The following is a 17,426-nucleotide window of genomic DNA, read 5'->3' on the forward strand; positions in this document are numbered from 1 at the left end:
TCTTTTTAAGTATATTTATAAATAATTAAACCTCCCCCAAAAACGAGGCACCTCCATTAGTTGCAGACCATCCTTTTAACCATCACTCCCCCCAAAAATTACCGGCTTCACCATTTTCCAATGCTCTCCCCGTAAGCCAGCCCCTATGACCTCATGAAGGCGGCTTGACATCTTGCATTTGCTCACCTACAGGATATGCTATCAAACAACTAAAACCGAGACCTGATGAAAATTCAATTGAAAACCCTGAAGATTATCGCATTCCTGACCTTAGGTATGTCGATATACCCCGGAAGTTACTTCACCTGTAGCGCCCAAAGGGGTTATGAATACGAGAATTTCGGGAACCGATCGGTATTACTTAACGGCAATGTTACGGGAAGTGTGAACGATCTGGGGGCCGTGTATTACAATCCTGCAAGGCTGGCCCTTATCGATAACCCCGGCTTTTTGGTTCAGGGAAAGTTTTACGAATGGAACAGAATTACGATCGATGACGTGATTCCAGACGAGCGTTTTCGCTCTTCTAATTTCACCGGCCTTCCCGGGATGCTCGCCGGTAGCTTTGACCTGTTTGGAACCACCTTTTATTATTCGTCGATCTCCAGAAACAGGCTAAATATTTCCTTAGGGTATAACTCCGGACTGATTGACTCAGAAGGCAATGAGGATATTAGCCCCGGAAATGCTGCTAATCTGAAGTTAAATTTAAGCAACTCTCTAAAAGAAGACTGGTTCGGACTTACATGGGCTTACAAGGTTAACGACCATTTCGCACTGGGTGCTTCTATGTTCGCATCCATCTACCGGTATAGCGGGGGCGACACTTCCAGGCTTGTCGTCGATGAGGAGAGTGACCAGGTCAATATTTACGAATCGAATCTTAACTTTTCACAGTCTTCCTATGGCCTGTACCTAAAAGTGGCTGCAGCATGGATCTTTGACAATTGGGAACTTGGTATCAATATCGACCTCCCCTACCTGGAGATCATCAAAGACAGTGATTTTAGTTACGACGAGATCCTGGCGACAGGAGACCCTACAAGAGATTTTTTTATTTTCGAAGATCTCGACGGACTCGATAGTCAGCATAAAACACCATTAGGCATCAATGTAGGAGCAGGAATCCCGATCAACAATTATAAGCTCCATCTTAACGCCAGTTGGTATGCCCCTACAGCCACCTACGATCGCATCACCCTGCCTGAACTAGGCGGCCAAACAGGAGAAGAAGAGTCCTTACTCTTCCAGGAGAACCGAAGATCGATCTTTAATTTCGGAGCAGGCGGTGAAGTGGAACTCGGACCCAAATTCACCACATACCTAAGCTTTTCCACCGATTTCTCACCCCTGAAGGAGGCCGACGAGGTACTTGGCACATCAGAAGGTATTGGAACATCCAATCTTCTCGCCTTCGACAACTACCACTTTGGAGGCGGATTTAACTGGAAATTCGGAAAAGCGGATGTCGTATTTGGGGCCATATACACTACGGGGAAACAGGAATTTACCACAGTCCGGGACAGACCGATCGATGACAACCTGCCTACTAGCGACATTTTCAAGATCGGAATTTCAAGATGGCGGTTTCTCATCGGGCTCAACCTCAGCTTACGCCAAATGTTCGGTGTTAAAGAAGAGAAGAACGAACAGCAGTAAGACCACCCCAATCGTGATCCTACTGCCGTAAGCGCTTTATTTCATGGTATCCAGAATAAGTTGGATATCATTCTTGGTAGTGTGCGGATTGATAAAGCAGAAACGCGCCACAGTTTCAAATCCGTCGGCGGTCCGCCATTTAGTAGGAGTTACCAGGGCGACACCTTCACGATGGTTCTTATAGGTCCAGTCGCGATAGTCGTCGGGTGCCCATCCTTTTCTTCGGAACAACACACAGGAAAGACTGGGATCTCTGACCAATTCCAAATGGTCTTCCCGTTCGATCATATCTCCGGCCTTATTGGCGAGGGATATCCCTTCTTCAACAGCCCACTTATACTTATCGGTACCGTGCATGGCAAGGGAAAACCACAGTGGCAATCCCCGTACTCTTCTGGTAAGCTGTATCTGGTAATCGGCAGGGTTAAATCCGTGAGCTCCCTCATCCTTGAAGATCTCCAGATAAGATCCCTCCTGACTGTGTGCTTCTTTAGCAAGCTGCGGATCTTTATACAGTACTGCCCCGCAGTCATAAGGCGAGAACAACCATTTATGTGGGTCGATCGTAATACTATCGGCCTTTTCGATGCCCTGAAACAGGTGTCGTACCGAATCGGCTAAAAGTGCTCCTCCACCATATGCAGCATCCACGTGAAACCAAAGCGATTGCCTTTCGCAAACTTCCGATATCCCCTCAAGGTCGTCGATGATCCCGGCATTAGTGGTTCCTCCCGTAGCCACAACCGCGAATAATCGAGCTCGATCCTCCTCAGGAAGTCCGTCGATACACGCCTTTAACTGTGCTCCACTAAGGCGATCTTCGGTGTCTACCAGATGGACATCGACATCGGCTACCTTAGCCATGGCCTTGATCGAGGAATGCGCCCCTATCGAAGTGATCACCATGCCGCGTTTGCGCTGATTCTCGGGTGCCTTACGCCACGTTTCACGTGCCGTCACTATGGCCGAAAGGTTCGCCGCTGTTCCCCCGCTGGTAAAAACTCCGAAAGCGCCTTCAGGCATCCCGGTAAGAGATACAAGCCATTTCATGGCTTCGTTCTCACAAAAGATACCACCGGCACCCTCCATCCAGTAAGCACCGTGAATACTCGATGCCGAGGTCACCAGGTCGAACATCACCGCCGCCCGGGTAGGAGCCGCAGGAACAAAAGCCAGGTGCCTGGGGTGGTCGATAGGCACGGTAGCCTTTACCAGGACATCCCTGAAAAGTTCAAAAGCCTTTTCGCCTCCGATCCCTTTTTCGGTAATGGTTTCGCCAACGATCCGCTTTAATTCCTCTGCTTTTTTCGGAACTCCAAGATCAGGCACTGTCTTAGTGATACGGTTTATGGCGTATTTCATCACATCCAGTGTCATATCCACCAGATCTATATCGATATTATGCATGTAATTACTTTTTTAGCAAAGGTATAACTTTGTTAAACTTAAGGGGATTTGTAACTTTATAAAAAACCTGTAGGCCGTGGATAAAGAACATTTCGAGATCGCAAAAAAAGAACTAAAGGAAGGGGCTAAAAATGCAGATCACCCCTTTCACTATTTTACCCTTGCCACTACCGGAATAAACAAGGTCGCTCGTTTAAGGACGGTTGTACTTCGCGACTTTTCGAAAGATATGACCCTCACCCTGTATACCGATAAAAGATCCAGAAAAGTCACCCATATCAAAGAGAATAACCGCGTATGCCTTCTTTTTTACCATCCCGAGAAACTGATCCAGGTCAAGATCGACGGGGTTGCGTATATGGAAACCGATAAGAAAAAACTGGAAAAGATCTGGAACAGCATAGACGAAAAAGCACGGCAGGACTATATTACCGTAAAAGATCCGGGGGAAAGGATCGACAATCCGGACCAGATCGAATACCTGGACACCTCTAAGAACTTTGCAGTGATGCATATCGAGGCTTATAAATTAGAATACCTCAAGCTGAAGCGCCCCAAACATATCAGGTTGCAATATCACCTTACAGAGAGCGGAAACTGGAACAGCACCTTCCTGATCCCATAAAAACACACGCCTATGAAAGCAAGAGAACTGATTACCTCATGGATCGCCGCTTACAATGAAGGGAATGCCGAAACACTGGCTGCTTTTTACCACGAGGAAGCCGTAAACGACCGCATATCCAGTTCTGCCGTAAAAGGGAGAAAAGCCATCGAACAACTTTATGAGGAAGAGTTTGCGACCGCGCGCATGCATTGTGAGATCGAACACCTGCATGAAGACACCCCTTGGGTGATCCTGGAATGGAAAGATGCTTTTGGCCTGAGAGGATGCGTGTTTTTCCACATCACAGATGGTAAGATCAGGCATCAGCGCAGCTATTGGGATACCCTTAGTTATGCCAGAAGCTACAACCTGCCATCATCTATTCACTGAGTCTGAGAAAAGGTGAGGATCTTAAAACGAAGATCTAAGGGATCCAGTTCTTCGAACAACTGCACGAAGAAATCTTGACCGTATTCCATGTAGAAAAGGGAGAAATTCGCTGATCGCTCCTGCAGTCCTCCACCCGGAAAAAGGGTATTCTGCAAGGTTGTGATCCGCGACACATGGTCGTTCATCTTACGCTTTTGAGCCTTCAGTAATCTTTTTTCTAAATGATCAAGTCCTTTGATCTGCTTGACCTCCTGGGCCTTTACCGCCCCAAGAAAAGAGGCATCTGTATGCTCTGCAACGCTGTAAAGCCTCTGAAACTGATCGGTTAAAAGCTTTCGTTCGGGAGACAGGTCGATCCTGAGATCACTGATCTCACGGATCTTCTTATTCACCAGGGCGCGGTTGTCCAGAAACATTTCTTCGGTGGATACGCCCAGAGCTTCGAACTTACGCTTTTGCTTTTCACTCATCACCAAAACCGAATCCCTGAGCAAGAGTATCGGCATGGGGACCTCTGAAGCCTTAAAAAAGCCGTTTAGCTCCAGCCAGTACGCCAACTCCCCGCCTCCACCGATATAGCACAGGTTAGGTAGGATCACTTCCTGATATAGCGGACGAAGCATGACATTAGGTGAGAATCGCTCCGGAAAAGCCTCCACTTCTTCCAGGAGGGTCTTTTCGTCCCATTGCTTTTCTCCTTCAGCAAGGCCATAGGCGCCGCCATCATAAACAATGCGTTCCCGCGAACCCATTTGCAGGTAAAAGAGGTTGATCTCCCTTGGATTCACCTGAATATTGTAGTCGGCACTTTGCTCCTGAAGACGAGCTATGGTTTTGGTCACCTCCTTATAGGCCGTCTGCTTCAAAAGATCGCTCTTTACATGCGGAATGAACTGTCGCTTCAATTTGGGATCATCTCCATCGACAATGACCAATCCGCGGTCTCCGAACAGGGTGTTGACCATATAGCGTGTTGCGCTGGTGAGATCATCATGTTTCAGGTACGCCTTACAAAAAAGGTCGTGAAGGGTCTCCGCAAACTTCCCAGGCCCCAATTCCGCTTTAAACAGATCGGCTACCTTATCAAGGTTACGGGTATTCATCTTTCCCACTGCACCACCCATGGATTCATCCCCCGACCCCTGCCACTGGAATTTCATTCCGTGGTAATTGAAAAAATTGATCTCGTCAAAATCGTGATCTTCCGTCGCCATCCAGTATACCGGCACGAAATCATTTTGCGGATACGCCTGTTTTAACTGCTTGCACAAATTGATGACCGAAGCGATCTTGTATATAAAATATACGGGCCCGGTAAACAGGTTGAGCTGGTGACCTGTGGTTATGGTAAAGGTCTTACCCGAACGCAAAGCCGCTATATTGGCCTTGGTGCTTTCGGTGACATCAAGTCCCTCATATTGACCTTCCAGGGCATCTGCCAGCACCTCCCTGGCTGCTACCGAAAAACTGCTCTTTTCTTCGATCTGACCTTTGAATGCTTCGAGCTCCGGAAACCTGTTGTAAAAGGAAGTTAAAGAGGGCTTTTTAGCCAGATAATCGCGGATCAGGGCCGAGAAACGGCCGGTTTTCTCAAGATCTATCGTTTCCAGGGTCATATGCTTTGTAGGGATTTTTACGTAATGTTCAGAACCTTTCCGTCACTCCGAAAATCCTTGTGATCTCACAGGAAATACGCCTCGGAAAGCCTGATATTTTTCCGGAATTCTAAAACGTAAAAATAACATTCTTTAAGCGATCCGTTACTAAAAAACCGTTAATAAAAATATGGAATGTTGTAAGTTTGGGCCAAAACCTTACACATTCATGAAGATCAAGCACTTCTTTTTAATGATACTGTGCTTCCAGCTATCGGCTGCGCAGGAATTGTTATCTCCCTCTGATTTCCTTGGTTACGAACTGGGAACCCGATTCTCCAGACACCACCAGGTAACCGATTATTTTGAACACCTCGCATCTCAGGCACCGGATAGGGTAAAACTTCAGCCCTACGGAACCACCTACGAAGGCAGAACCTTAATGGTCGTATTCATCTCAAGTGCCGATAATATCGCCAACCTCGAAGACATTCGCAAAACACATATGGCCAGTGCTACCGGAAACTCCGAAGCCAATAAGGCCGTAGTATGGATGAGTTATAATGTACACGGAAATGAGAGCGTAAGTACAGAAGCATCGATGCTTACCGCTTATGAGCTGCTCACCGGTAAAAAGGAATTACTAGAGAATACCGTTGTGATCATAGACCCTTGCATCAACCCTGATGGTCGTGATCGCTATGTGAACTGGTACAATCAATTCGCGAATGCCCCATATCAAACAGATCCTAATTCTAAAGAACACCACGAACCCTGGCTCGCCGGTCGGCCTAACCACTATATGTTCGACCTCAACAGGGACTGGGTTTGGATCACCCAAAAAGAGAGTCAGCAACGCCTGAAAGTATTCACCCAATGGTTACCTCATGTACATGTGGACTTTCACGAACAAGGCATGAACAACCCCTATTACTTTGCCCCTGCTGCCGAACCATTACACGAGGTTATTACCGACTGGCAAAAGGATTTCCAGGTAACCCTGGGAAAAAATCACGCCAAATACTTTGACCAGGAGGGTTGGTTGTATTTCACCAAAGAACGTTTTGACCTGCTGTACCCCAGTTATGGAGACACCTACCCTACGTATAACGGAGGTATAGGAATGACTTACGAACAAGGTGGTAGCGGCAGAGCCGGTCTTGGGGTGATCACCGCAATTGGCGACACCCTGACCCTGAAAGACCGTATCGACCACCATTTTACCACAGGGATCTCTACCGTAGAAACCTCGGCCGCCCATGCGGAAAGACTTATTGCAGAATTCGCAGACTTCTACGCTAAGAAAAACTTTGAATTTCAGAGCTATGTGCTCCAGGGAAATGAAGATAAGATCGAGGCGCTTACCCAGCTGCTTGACGCCCATGAGATCACCTATGGTTACACGAACAACGCTGTAAAAGGTATGGGATACGAAGAAGGGGTTTCCCTGAATAACAAGGAACCAAAACTGGTGGTAAGCACAAATCAGCTCAAAGGAACATTGGTCAAAGTGCTTTTCGAACCGGAAACCAAACTCAACGATTCGATCACCTATGATATTACCGCTTGGTCGCTGCCATATGCTTATGGCCTCCACACCGTTGCTTCTAAAAAAATAGTACAGGCCAACGAAGCCGCACCTGCAGCATCACCTGCCGCTGTAGCCGATAAGAATGCCCTGGCATGGATCACCGACTGGAACAGCATGAAAGATGCGCGCTTCCTCGCCGACCTTATCAAAGAAGGCGTTCGCGTGCGCACTAACGAAGCGCCTTTTTCTTTTGGCGAGCATACCTTTGACAGGGGGAGCCTTATTGTTACCAAAGGAGACAACAAGCATATTCCGGTTATCGATATCCTGGAAAAAGCTGCTCGAAAAGCATCCAAATCGATCTACTCAACCACAACCGGATTTGTAGACAGCGGTTACGATTTCGGGTCACCGAGTGTCAAGATGATCAAAGCGCCTAAGGCTGCCATTTACTCGGGAGGATCTGTTTCTACCCTTGGTTTCGGTGAAGTTTGGCACTTCTTTGAACAACAATTACACTACCCCGTAAGTGTTCTGGACGACAGCTATTTTGAACGCGTAGACCTCAGCGCCTACGATGTCCTGATCTTACCCAATATGAGATCATTGGACAAGGACAAACTGCAAAAGATCAAATCGTGGGTACGCGATGGTGGTAAGCTCATTGCCATAGGCAGTGCCCTGAACGTTCTGGACAGAGACGATGATTTTTCACTGGCAACCACGGAGGCAGAAGAAAATACAGAAACGCACCATACTCCGGAGTCATATAACAGTTCCCAAAGAGAGGCCATTAAGGAGCTTATTACCGGAGCCATATTTAAGGCTACGGTAGACCCGACCCATCCTCTTGCTTTTGGTTATGGTTCGGCTTACCACACCCTGAAATTAAGTGGAAGGTCGTATCAATGGCTAGACAGCGGTAATGCTGTTTACCTTCCGCAAGACACCACTCCGGCTGCAGGTTTTGTTGGAAGTGAGGCGATAAAAAGACAAGGTGGAAGTTTAGTTTTTGGATCGGAGAACATGGGACGGGGCACGGTGATCTACCTGGCCGACAATCCGCTATTCAGGGGCTTCTGGGAGAATGGAAAACTTTTCTTTGCCAATGCCCTGTTCATGGCAGGCAACTAAGAATCGCTATACAATTTAGAAGATCCCGGACAGATACTGTTCCGGGATTTTTTTATCCTTTTAGAGCGATCTCATAGTCGTCAAAATACAACACCACCTTCCCGGTTTTTACGCCATCGGACTTATAGGCTTCGCGGTTCACCTCTCCTTCCCGTGCGAGATAACGAATAGGGATCTTCACCTTCTCCACCTCAAAAGACACCTCTACTTTCTCAGGCAGGAGATCTTCGGGTTTGGCGTAATCCATAGTCAGGGTATACGCCCCCTGTTTCCTGGTTTGAATTTCGGCCTCCACCAGGCGGTCGGTCTGCCGATCAATAAACAGGGTCGCGATGGCATACTGCGCTTTTTTATCGTCCGGGATCACATGAAGCACGGTGCAAAGCGTATTGTTCTTTTCTGCTTCTCCCCTGGGAACAGCGATATAATCGTATTTAAAGATCTCCCACATAACCAGGTCCAATCCCCTCTTGGGCACCAGCACGAAATCTTCTGAAGTGAGCTTAACCGGTTGCTCCCGCTCATAGCTCATTCGAGCGGTCTTTACCGGCATGCGAATAAAATCGATATCTGTTTCCAGTCTTACTGTGGCAGAGAATGCATTTATCTGTTCCATCTTCGTCCGTAATCGTTCGAGGATCGCGGTTTCCTGAGCCTCAGCAACATCAAGTCCTCCGAGTAAACACAGAAATATGATCAATAGGTATTGTTTCATTCGATATCATTTTTAGAGAACCACCAGATCCCAATCAGGGAAACCGCTACAGCGTACCCGATAAGCATAGCCAAATTGATGAGTATCTGTTCCCATGGGATCTCGTATTGAAAGAATAATTGCCAGGTATCATTGAGGTTAAAAAAGAACAGGCTTTTCCACCACCCTTCTCCGGGTTGCATTTGCAAGAGGAGGTTACAGACAATAAGAAAGAAGGCTGCCACGATCCAAGTCTTCACGGTCTCCCTGAAGATCACGGCCAGCAAAAGACTGCATACAGAAAAGAACACCATAGAAAACGCACCGGCGACAAAGGCCATGGCCAGTCTGAAAAAAGCATCTTCAGATTCAAAAAAGTTCAACGCACCGTGAAATACAAAAAGATCACCAAAACCAAAGAACAGGTAGGACAAGACCCCCGATGTAATCGCCACCAGCAATACGGTAACAAGGGTAAAAACCACCGCCACTAAGAACTTACTGCGAATAAATCGTTTCCGGGAGATCCCCGTCATCATGACCGTTCGCAGGGTTCCCGTTTCGATCTCGGTAGTAAGCATTCCCGACACTACGATCATCAGGATGAGTGGCAGGTGAAACCACATGGTATTTAAAACAATATACACCAGGAGATGACCATTGAGAAGCTCACCCTGAAAGTGAAAACTCTGCTTGAGGTTTTCCAAAAGCATATTAAGGATCGACTCTCCCTGATACCATGCATTGAGCAAAAGGATCACCTGCAAAAGCAGCAGGGCGCCTAACGCATACCAGGTGCGGCTTTGTCGAAATAATTTGAACCATTCGGTTCTTGAAAGCACAGTATTATTGGTCATCATGGAGCAGCCTGTTAATGTCGGTTTCGGGAATACAGGAATACACGGTAAAACCTTCACGCCCCAATTGCATTAAGATCTCACCTATATCGGGATCGGGATCGGTAATACGTACATGACCACCCTGAAAAATGACATTTCCTCCTTGCAGGGTAGCGGCCTTTTCAAGAGATGCACCGGTAAGCACATACGACCTCGTAGCCTTATCGACTAAGGTAAAGGGGGCGTCCTCCCTGATGATCTTACCGTTATTGATCACATAGATGCGGTCGCAGGTTCGTATCATCTCATCAATAAGATGCGAAGATACCAGAATGCCTATTCCTTTCTCTTTAGCCAGCTCTATGATCAGGTTACGCAACCGGATGACCCCCATGGGGTCAAGGCCTGAAAAAGGTTCATCAAGCACAAGAAAAGGAGGATCATTGAGCAAGGCAATGGCAATAGCCAGACGTTGCTTCATTCCCATGGAATAATTCCCCACCTTGTCGTTCCTGTTCACATCCAACCCAACCCTTTCCAGGTAGCCGGTGATCGCCTTTTCACTCACATTGGCACCTTGAATAGCGCCAAACACCCGGAGATTCTCACGGGCATTGAGGTATTCGTAAAGCGCCGGTTTTTCGATGATGCCTCCAAGGGGTTTGGCATGCGACTGTTCACAATGAATACTGCCGCTGTCCGGGCTAATGAGCCCCAGCAGGATCTTAAATAAAGTGGATTTCCCGGCACCATTGAGTCCGAGAACTCCGGTGATCTCACCGGGTTTGCAATAGACACTCACATCGTCGAGAGCTGTGGTGGTTCCGTAAGACTTGTAGATGTTGGTTGCTGTAATGCTCATGCAAGGGGTTGAAGTTCCAGGGCTTTAAAATCGTATTTCGGGGTATATGACTTTTCCAGAAAAGTCCTGTTCCAAAATTGTTTTCTAAACATGAATAGCGGATCCTGGATCATAAAGTAGGGAATAAAATGCCACCATTTAACCCCTTTCCGCTTGTAGAGATCGGCTACCTGATCTTGTATCCCAAGCTCTCTTGCGGCTTCCAGGGCAGCGTTGCGTTGACATTTTGAAGCAATATATAGGGTAGCGATCCTATCCCGATACCCGTGCTCGTAAAAAAGATCCTTTGCCCGTTTATAATTCTGGTATCGGGACCATCCATCCGCCATCACCAGGAATATATGGGTGAAGGCAAAGATCACACACCCAAATAGAAAGGCAGAGACCCACCAGCTGGCACCCTGCTCTAACGAATACTCATAAAGCTTGTAAAAAAACCAGGTTTCGAGAATGAAAAGGATAAGTGAATAATACAAAAGTTTCCCTACCCGAAAGTACGAAAGTACCGGGTGAGGCTGTTTTGGTATGGGATGTAGTAATCTGGAAGCCAAGGCTCGAGGAATTTTTATTTTGCTGGAACTTTCAAGTTAAGAATAAAAATCGTACCTCACCACATTCAACCTTTATCGCGTTCTTTTTTTCGGACATAAAACTTCCCGAGGTAGAATCCGGCGAAAAATGGAAATGCAAAAATGATGATCGCCAGGATGATGACGTAGAAGAGAATACTTCGTATGATCTTCCCCAAGTCATCCATAAGCGACTCTGTAAGTGTCACAGCATGACCTGCGATCGCCTCCCTTTCCCTGGCTACAATGGTATCAAGGGCTATGCGCTCCCGAAGTAACATACTATCGATCATCACCCGCTCCCGGGCCACAAACCTGTACGTACCGTTAAGAGCTGTATCGATACTCACAACAGTTTGCCGCATCTGATATTGGAGTCCGCGAAGGGCCACCTGGAAATCACCGGGTAACTTCTGGGCCGCTTTCACCAACCGGTCAAACCGCGCGTCAATGGCCTTCATCTGCTCTTTAATACTCATCGTATCAAATCCTTTTTCAACCAGGTACAATTCAGTACCCCAACTCAGGTCCTTTACGGTTGCATCGGTGCTGTAGGACAGTCTACTTGAAAAATCGGACATTACCTCACTAAGGCTACCCACCGTCTGAACAGCAAGCGAATCCGGAACGTCTAAATGCTGAAAATAGGTTTCACGCATGCTTACCGGGGTGAAATCCAGATTGGAGATCGGATTCTGAACGGCGTAGGATTCTACGAACGCCTTAAGGTCTTCGTAATCTTTTGCAGCCATAACCCCTTTGGCCCTTCTGCTTATGTCATTGACATTCTCTTCACTCACCGATAAAGCCAAAGGATATTGCGCCTTAAACACATCGGCAGCAGCCTGGGTTTGCATATAATTAGCTACCTGCTGTACAGCCAGCCAGGTATCGAGCAAACTCAGTTGGGGGGTGGTCTGAAAAGCGGTCTGACCAAAGCCCTGTACGGTGTTGATCTTCCAAAGATAGGCCGCCTTTTGGGTTTCAATATCCCGTGAAAGTCCGATGATACTATCGGCCATCTGCTCCACTTTTACCGCAGCAGCCTTGGCAAAGGCCTGCGTGGTCAATCGGGTATTGAGCTCCCGCTTTGAAAGCGGCTGCTGCTCACTTTCGATCTTTAACAGCGAACATGAAGAAAAGAGTACAGCGGTCAGAATAACAAGGAATACGTTTCTATAAGAAGCAATCATTAAAATACTGTTTGTCAGATTTTTAGCATCTATAAAATTAATGTAATTATTATTTTTTCCCGTGGCTTATTAGCTAATATTTATACCGTTTACCGTAAATAAGTAGTTATATTCTCACTCTAAATGAAATGAAGTAAAGGTCCCTGTCCGTATGTTTATGCCTGCGAAGACCTCCCATCACTTTCAGTTATGGACATAAAAAACTGCCTGAAGCACAAGCTCCAGGCAGTTCCTGCAATCTTTTCTTATGGGCTTACGCCTCTTGAGAGGTAAGCGGCTTTCCATACAGATCAAAGTCCCCTGCATCGAGGATCTCTACCTCGGTAAAGTCACCGATCTTCACATAGTATTTTGACGCATCGATAAGCACTTCATTATCAACATCCGGAGAGTCGAATTCTGTTCTTCCCACAAAGTAGTTTCCTTCTTTACGGTCGATGATACAACGATAGGTCTTACCTACTTTTTCCTGGTTCAGCTCCCAGGAGATCTGAGACTGAATATCCATGATCTCTGAGGCGCGCTGTTGCTTCACCTCCTCCGGGACATCATCTTCAAGGGTATAGGCATGGGTATTCTCTTCATGACTATAGGTAAAGCAACCTAAACGCTCAAAGCGCATTTCTTTAACCCACTCCTTAAGAATATTGAAATCTTCCTCGGTCTCTCCGGGGTACCCAACAATAAGTGTTGTTCGGATAGCCATTCCGGGGACGGCTGTGCGGAAGTCTTTCAATAATTGGGTGGTCTTATCATAGGTGGTTCCTCTGCGCATAGACTTCAGTATCTTATCTGATATGTGCTGCAGTGGGATGTCGATATAGTTACACACCTTCTTCTCTTCTCTGATCACCTGGAGCACATCCTTGGGGAATCCTGTCGGGAAGGCATAATGCAAACGAATCCATTCGATCCCTTCGACCTTCACCAATTCCTTAAGCAGATCTGCGAGGGCTCTTTTCTTATACAGGTCGAGTCCGTAATAAGTAAGATCCTGTGCAATAAGAATAAGTTCTTTCACCCCATTAGCGGCGAGGTTAGAAGCTTCGGTCACCAGGTTTTCGATCGGGGTCGACTTATGCTTTCCTCGCATCAGCGGAATGGCGCAGAAGCTACACGGACGATCACAACCTTCGGCGATCTTGAGGTAGGCATAATTTTTTGGCGTTGTAGTTAAACGCTCTCCGATAAGTTCGTGCTTGTAATCGGCGCCCAATGCTTTGAGAAGTTGCGGCAGGTCGGAAGTACCAAAGTATTGATCAACATCCGGGATCTCCTTTTCGAGGTCCGGCTTATAGCGCTCACTAAGACACCCGGTCACAAAAACCTTATCTACATCTCCATCTTCCTTTTTATTGAGGTATTCGAGAATGGTGTTCACACTTTCTTCCTTGGCATTATTGATAAAGCCACAGGTATTGATCACTACGATATTACCCTCTTCTTCATGTGCAACATCCTTACCACTGGCTTTGAGCTGCCCCATTAACACCTCACTATCGTAGACATTCTTGGAACACCCAAGGGTAACCACATTGATCTTATTCTTTTTCAATGACCTCGTTCTCATACCTTTATTTTTTTCAGACGGCAAAATTACGACAAGAAGCTGTATTTCACGAGTATTTGAAGTTAAAAATGAGTTGGGGTAGAGTGAATAGTTAGTAGGGAGTAGGGAGTGGAGAGGGGATGATCGATTATAGATGATGGATTGTGGATTGTGGATTATGGATGATTGATGATGAATTGGCGATCATTGAATTTTCATTTCCTTATAACTTCGTAACCTTATAACCCGGTAACCTTCACCACCACCCCTGCAGCCAGACCACAAGTTCCGATTCATAGTAGCGCAGGGCGCTTACCGCTATAATTCCGAAAACGGCGAAAGCCCAGTTCTGACGTTCTTTCTTTAATAGGTAAAAGGCGATAAAGGCAATAATAAAAAGGGCCGCTCCCAAGATCATATGTCCCTTGGCGTATGGATTACCCTGTATTGCGGCGAAGGTCTTAACACCAAAATAAAAGGCACAGTAATAGCCAATGATCTTGGTGATAATATTCAGATTTCTTTCAGACATAACTTTTAATTATAATTCTTCGGTATTTTTCTGGCCTGCAATTCCTTTTCTACAGCGTATCCCAATTGTAACAATTCAGGTTCCGTATATGGCAGTCCGATGAGGGTGAGTCCCACGGGTTCTCCCGATTCACGATACCCCATAGGCATGCAGAGTGCCGGGTATTTTGCCAGGGCGGCATAGGCGGCAGAATAATTGTTGATCGACAGGAAGGCGTCAACACCTGCTTCTTTAAGTGCCGGATCAAAGAACTCCTGCCCTGCAATTCGCAGCCTGTCCTTTATGGCCTGGACCTCATCGGTGGTGGTACTGTCTTTCAATATGCCCTCGAACAATCCTTGTCCGTAAGGCATTCGCACCAGGCTATCGGCCAGGTTAAAATCCACCACATCGGCTACACCCCTTACCGTGATGTTTTTAGAAGCCTGCGTGTTGAGGTATACGGGAAGGTCGTATTTCATATCGATATTTAGCAAGGTTAAAAAGCCGTTGAGACCATTCCCCTCCTGCTCCTCAAACACCACGATCTCGACACCTGCACGCTTCAGGCGACCTACGGTTTGCGCATAGAGGGAATCGCTGTTCACGAAAGGTTCATATACCCCCAATCGCATTCCCTTTAGCGAGAGGCTATCCAAACCATCCATAAAGCTCATCTCCCGCTTCATGGAGGCCGCATCGTCCGGATCTTCTCCGAACATGGCGTCCATCAGTATGGCATTATCTACAATACTTCTGGTCATAGGTCCGGGAGTATCCAGGGTACCTGAGATTGGGACGATCCCTGTTCTTCCCAGCACACCAACAGTGGGTTTTAATCCGGTTACTGAATTTTGCCCGGAAGGCGACAAGATAGAACCGGCAGTTTCTGTACCTACTGCGGCTACAGCGTAGTTAGCGGCTATGGCCACGCCGCTTCCGGAACTTGAACCTCCGGTTTCAAACTGCCGTGGCCCATACGGATTCAGGGTTTGTCCGCCAATAGCCGAATACCCTACCGGGCAGCCCTGACAGAAATAATAAGCCCACTCACTGAGGTTGGCCTTCCCGAGGATAAGCGCTCCGTGTTCTTTGAGCTTTTTAGTGATAAAAGCGTCATCGGCGCGATTATCCAGAAGGGCTACAGCCCCTGCCGTAGTAGGCATTTCGGAAGTTCCAATATTGTCCTTTAAAAGGATCGGCATACCAAAGACCGGATGGAGTTCTTCCTGCCCTTTTATTCTTATCTTATCGGCCTCCTCGGCCTGTTGCAGGATCACCGGATTAATGGCTATAATGGTATTCAATGCCGTTTCCGGGCGACTTTCGTATTCCCGCATCCTCCAGATATAGAACAAGCACAGATCTTTATAGGTAAAGGCATTGTTCGCTACCGCTTCTTGCAGTTCCGGAATGTTTTTTTCCAGGACGAGCGGCTTCATTTCATGGTAGCGTTCTTCCCCAAAGGCTTTAAGAGCGGCAGAAAAAGGCGCAAACATATACTCACGTTCTACACGAGAGCTAATGAGTTTAAAACGCATCCTGGGATTCTCATGGTCTTGCTGAGCATCGATCAATGCTGCCTCATCGTAGGCTACAGCCACTGCCTCCTGTTGGGGTTCCTGCTTACAGCTGCTGACCAAGGCTAGTAAAAATATTGTGAGTAAAGTAGTACGCATACAGTTCATTTTACTTCAAATATAAAGAAAGGAATGTAGCAACTAAAAGGACGCAGACGACAGGAAAAAAAAACGGGTATGTGGAATTGCCACCTCGAGTGATTGCGGAGCAATTGTATCGAGAGGTAGGGTTACAGTGATGCCCACCTTCGCTAAAGCTATGGTGGATGATACAGTGATGCAGAAAATACAAATTATTCGTTTTCACTACCCGCCAACCGGACTTCCTAGTTAGGGTTACAGGGCTGCAAGGAGACAATAATCCATCTCCCTTGTCACCCTTGCCACCCTTGTTACTCTGTTACCATTATACAGTTATCAAACCCCCCGATTTTCCCTAAGTACGGCAATGGCTTTCTTCACAGAACCGAATTTCTTGAGGTAGGCAGATGCAGTTTCCTCATCAACCCCCTGATCTTCTACGATAAATCGAATCCCGCGATCTACGAGCTTATTATTATTGAGCTGCATATTCACCATCTTGTTTCCTTCCACCCTGCCGATGCGGATCATCAGGGCGGTACTGATCATATTGAGCACCAACTTCTGAGAGGTTCCGCTCTTCATACGGGTACTTCCGGTGACAAATTCCGGACCTACATTGATCTCGATCGGGATCTCTGCTTCCACAGCCAAAGGCGATCCCGGATTATTGGTGATCCCGGCGGTGAGAATGCCGTGTTCTTTGGCAGCTTTGACCCCACCTAAAACATAGGGCGTAGTACCTGAAGCAGCGATCCCTACCACCACGTCTTTTGTATTGATATCGTATTCCAGCAGATCTTCCCAGGCCTGCTCAGTATCATCCTCAGCAAACTCCACCGCCTTACGAATGGCACCATCCCCTCCGGCTATGAGTCCGATGACCCGATCAAAAGGCATCCCATACGTAGGCGGGATCTCAGAAGCATCCAGGATACCCAGTCGGCCACTGGTTCCCGCCCCTATATAAAATAAGCGTCCTCCATCCAGAAAGCGTTTCGTGAGCTCATCGACTAAAATACTTACCTGAGGGATCACCTTCTCTACGGCAAGGGCAACCTTCTTATCTTCATTATTCATATGGGTAAGGATCTCTTTCGACGACATGTCCTCCAGATTGTCGTATAGGGATGATTGTTCCGTGATCTTAGTCATTACTTCTCTGATTCCTGGTTAATGTATTTTTCGCTGCAGTACGTCTTACTGTCCACCCGTAGATTAGGCT

General features: G+C 47.0%; 15 protein-coding genes. 4 read left to right on the plus strand and 11 right to left on the minus strand.

What is annotated here, in order from left to right; genetic code table 11:
- Positions 1-225: 225 nt before the first annotated feature.
- Positions 226-1,659, plus strand: coding sequence for a porin family protein (locus tag IS446_RS07810; protein WP_203059508.1), 1,434 nt, complete (start codon positions 226-228; stop codon positions 1,657-1,659).
- A 36-nt stretch (positions 1,660-1,695) separates the two neighbouring features.
- On the opposite strand, the gene IS446_RS07815 is transcribed toward IS446_RS07810, so the two are convergent.
- Positions 1,696-3,066 carry a pyridoxal phosphate-dependent decarboxylase family protein gene (locus IS446_RS07815; protein ID WP_203059509.1) on the minus strand — a complete coding sequence of 457 codons (1,371 nt, stop codon included), beginning with the start codon at positions 3,064-3,066 and terminating at the stop codon, positions 1,696-1,698.
- A 76-nt stretch (positions 3,067-3,142) separates the two neighbouring features.
- On the opposite strand from IS446_RS07815, the gene IS446_RS07820 reads away from it, so the two are divergent.
- Entirely contained in the window at positions 3,143-3,691 is a 549-nt protein-coding gene (locus IS446_RS07820; RefSeq protein WP_203059510.1) for a pyridoxamine 5'-phosphate oxidase family protein, read from the plus strand.
- A 12-nt stretch (positions 3,692-3,703) separates the two neighbouring features.
- The gene (locus IS446_RS07825) at positions 3,704-4,063 is read left to right on the plus strand and encodes a nuclear transport factor 2 family protein (RefSeq protein WP_203059511.1); all 360 of its coding nucleotides are present in this window, start codon (positions 3,704-3,706) and stop codon (positions 4,061-4,063) included.
- Here IS446_RS07825 and bshC read toward each other — a convergent pair.
- Positions 4,057-5,679, minus strand: a complete 1,623-nt coding sequence (gene bshC / locus IS446_RS07830; protein ID WP_203059512.1) for a bacillithiol biosynthesis cysteine-adding enzyme BshC — start codon at positions 5,677-5,679, stop codon at positions 4,057-4,059. The genes IS446_RS07825 and bshC overlap by 7 nt on opposite strands.
- A gap of 208 nt (positions 5,680-5,887) precedes the next feature.
- Between bshC and IS446_RS07835 the strand changes: the two genes are divergently transcribed.
- A complete protein-coding gene (locus IS446_RS07835; protein ID WP_203059513.1) occupies positions 5,888-8,323 on the plus strand; it encodes a M14 family metallopeptidase in 2,436 nt (811 codons plus the stop codon).
- A gap of 52 nt (positions 8,324-8,375) precedes the next feature.
- Here the strand turns inward: IS446_RS07835 and IS446_RS07840 are convergent, their stop codons facing one another.
- From IS446_RS07840 to murQ, 9 genes are all read right to left on the minus strand, one after another.
- Positions 8,376-9,038, minus strand: coding sequence for a hypothetical protein (locus IS446_RS07840; protein ID WP_203059515.1), 663 nt, complete (start codon positions 9,036-9,038; stop codon positions 8,376-8,378).
- Entirely contained in the window at positions 9,035-9,877 is an 843-nt protein-coding gene (locus IS446_RS07845) for an ABC transporter permease (protein ID WP_235996445.1), read from the minus strand. The genes IS446_RS07840 and IS446_RS07845 overlap by 4 nt, the downstream gene beginning before the upstream one ends.
- Entirely contained in the window at positions 9,864-10,718 is an 855-nt protein-coding gene (locus IS446_RS07850; protein WP_203059517.1) for an ABC transporter ATP-binding protein, read from the minus strand. The genes IS446_RS07845 and IS446_RS07850 overlap by 14 nt, the downstream gene beginning before the upstream one ends.
- Positions 10,715-11,269, minus strand: a complete 555-nt coding sequence (locus IS446_RS07855) for a hypothetical protein (RefSeq protein ID WP_235996446.1) — start codon at positions 11,267-11,269, stop codon at positions 10,715-10,717. Before IS446_RS07855 ends, IS446_RS07850 begins: the two co-directional genes overlap by 4 nt.
- A gap of 65 nt (positions 11,270-11,334) precedes the next feature.
- Positions 11,335-12,480, minus strand: a complete 1,146-nt coding sequence (locus tag IS446_RS07860; RefSeq protein ID WP_203059519.1) for a hypothetical protein — start codon at positions 12,478-12,480, stop codon at positions 11,335-11,337.
- Positions 12,481-12,733: 253 nt separating this feature from the next.
- Positions 12,734-14,050, minus strand: coding sequence for a 30S ribosomal protein S12 methylthiotransferase RimO (gene rimO / locus IS446_RS07865; RefSeq protein WP_203059521.1), 1,317 nt, complete (start codon positions 14,048-14,050; stop codon positions 12,734-12,736).
- 235 nt (positions 14,051-14,285) lie between these two features.
- The gene (locus IS446_RS07870; RefSeq protein WP_203059523.1) at positions 14,286-14,561 is read right to left on the minus strand and encodes a hypothetical protein; all 276 of its coding nucleotides are present in this window, start codon (positions 14,559-14,561) and stop codon (positions 14,286-14,288) included.
- Between the two features lie 5 nt (positions 14,562-14,566).
- Positions 14,567-16,219 carry an amidase family protein gene (locus IS446_RS07875; RefSeq protein WP_203059525.1) on the minus strand — a complete coding sequence of 551 codons (1,653 nt, stop codon included), beginning with the start codon at positions 16,217-16,219 and terminating at the stop codon, positions 14,567-14,569.
- Between the two features lie 318 nt (positions 16,220-16,537).
- Positions 16,538-17,356, minus strand: a complete 819-nt coding sequence (gene murQ, locus IS446_RS07880; protein ID WP_203059527.1) for an N-acetylmuramic acid 6-phosphate etherase — start codon at positions 17,354-17,356, stop codon at positions 16,538-16,540.
- Positions 17,357-17,426 lie beyond the last annotated feature (70 nt).

This window comes from Robertkochia sediminum, assembly GCF_016786255.1.
GTDB lineage: Bacteria > Bacteroidota > Bacteroidia > Flavobacteriales > Flavobacteriaceae > Robertkochia > Robertkochia sediminum.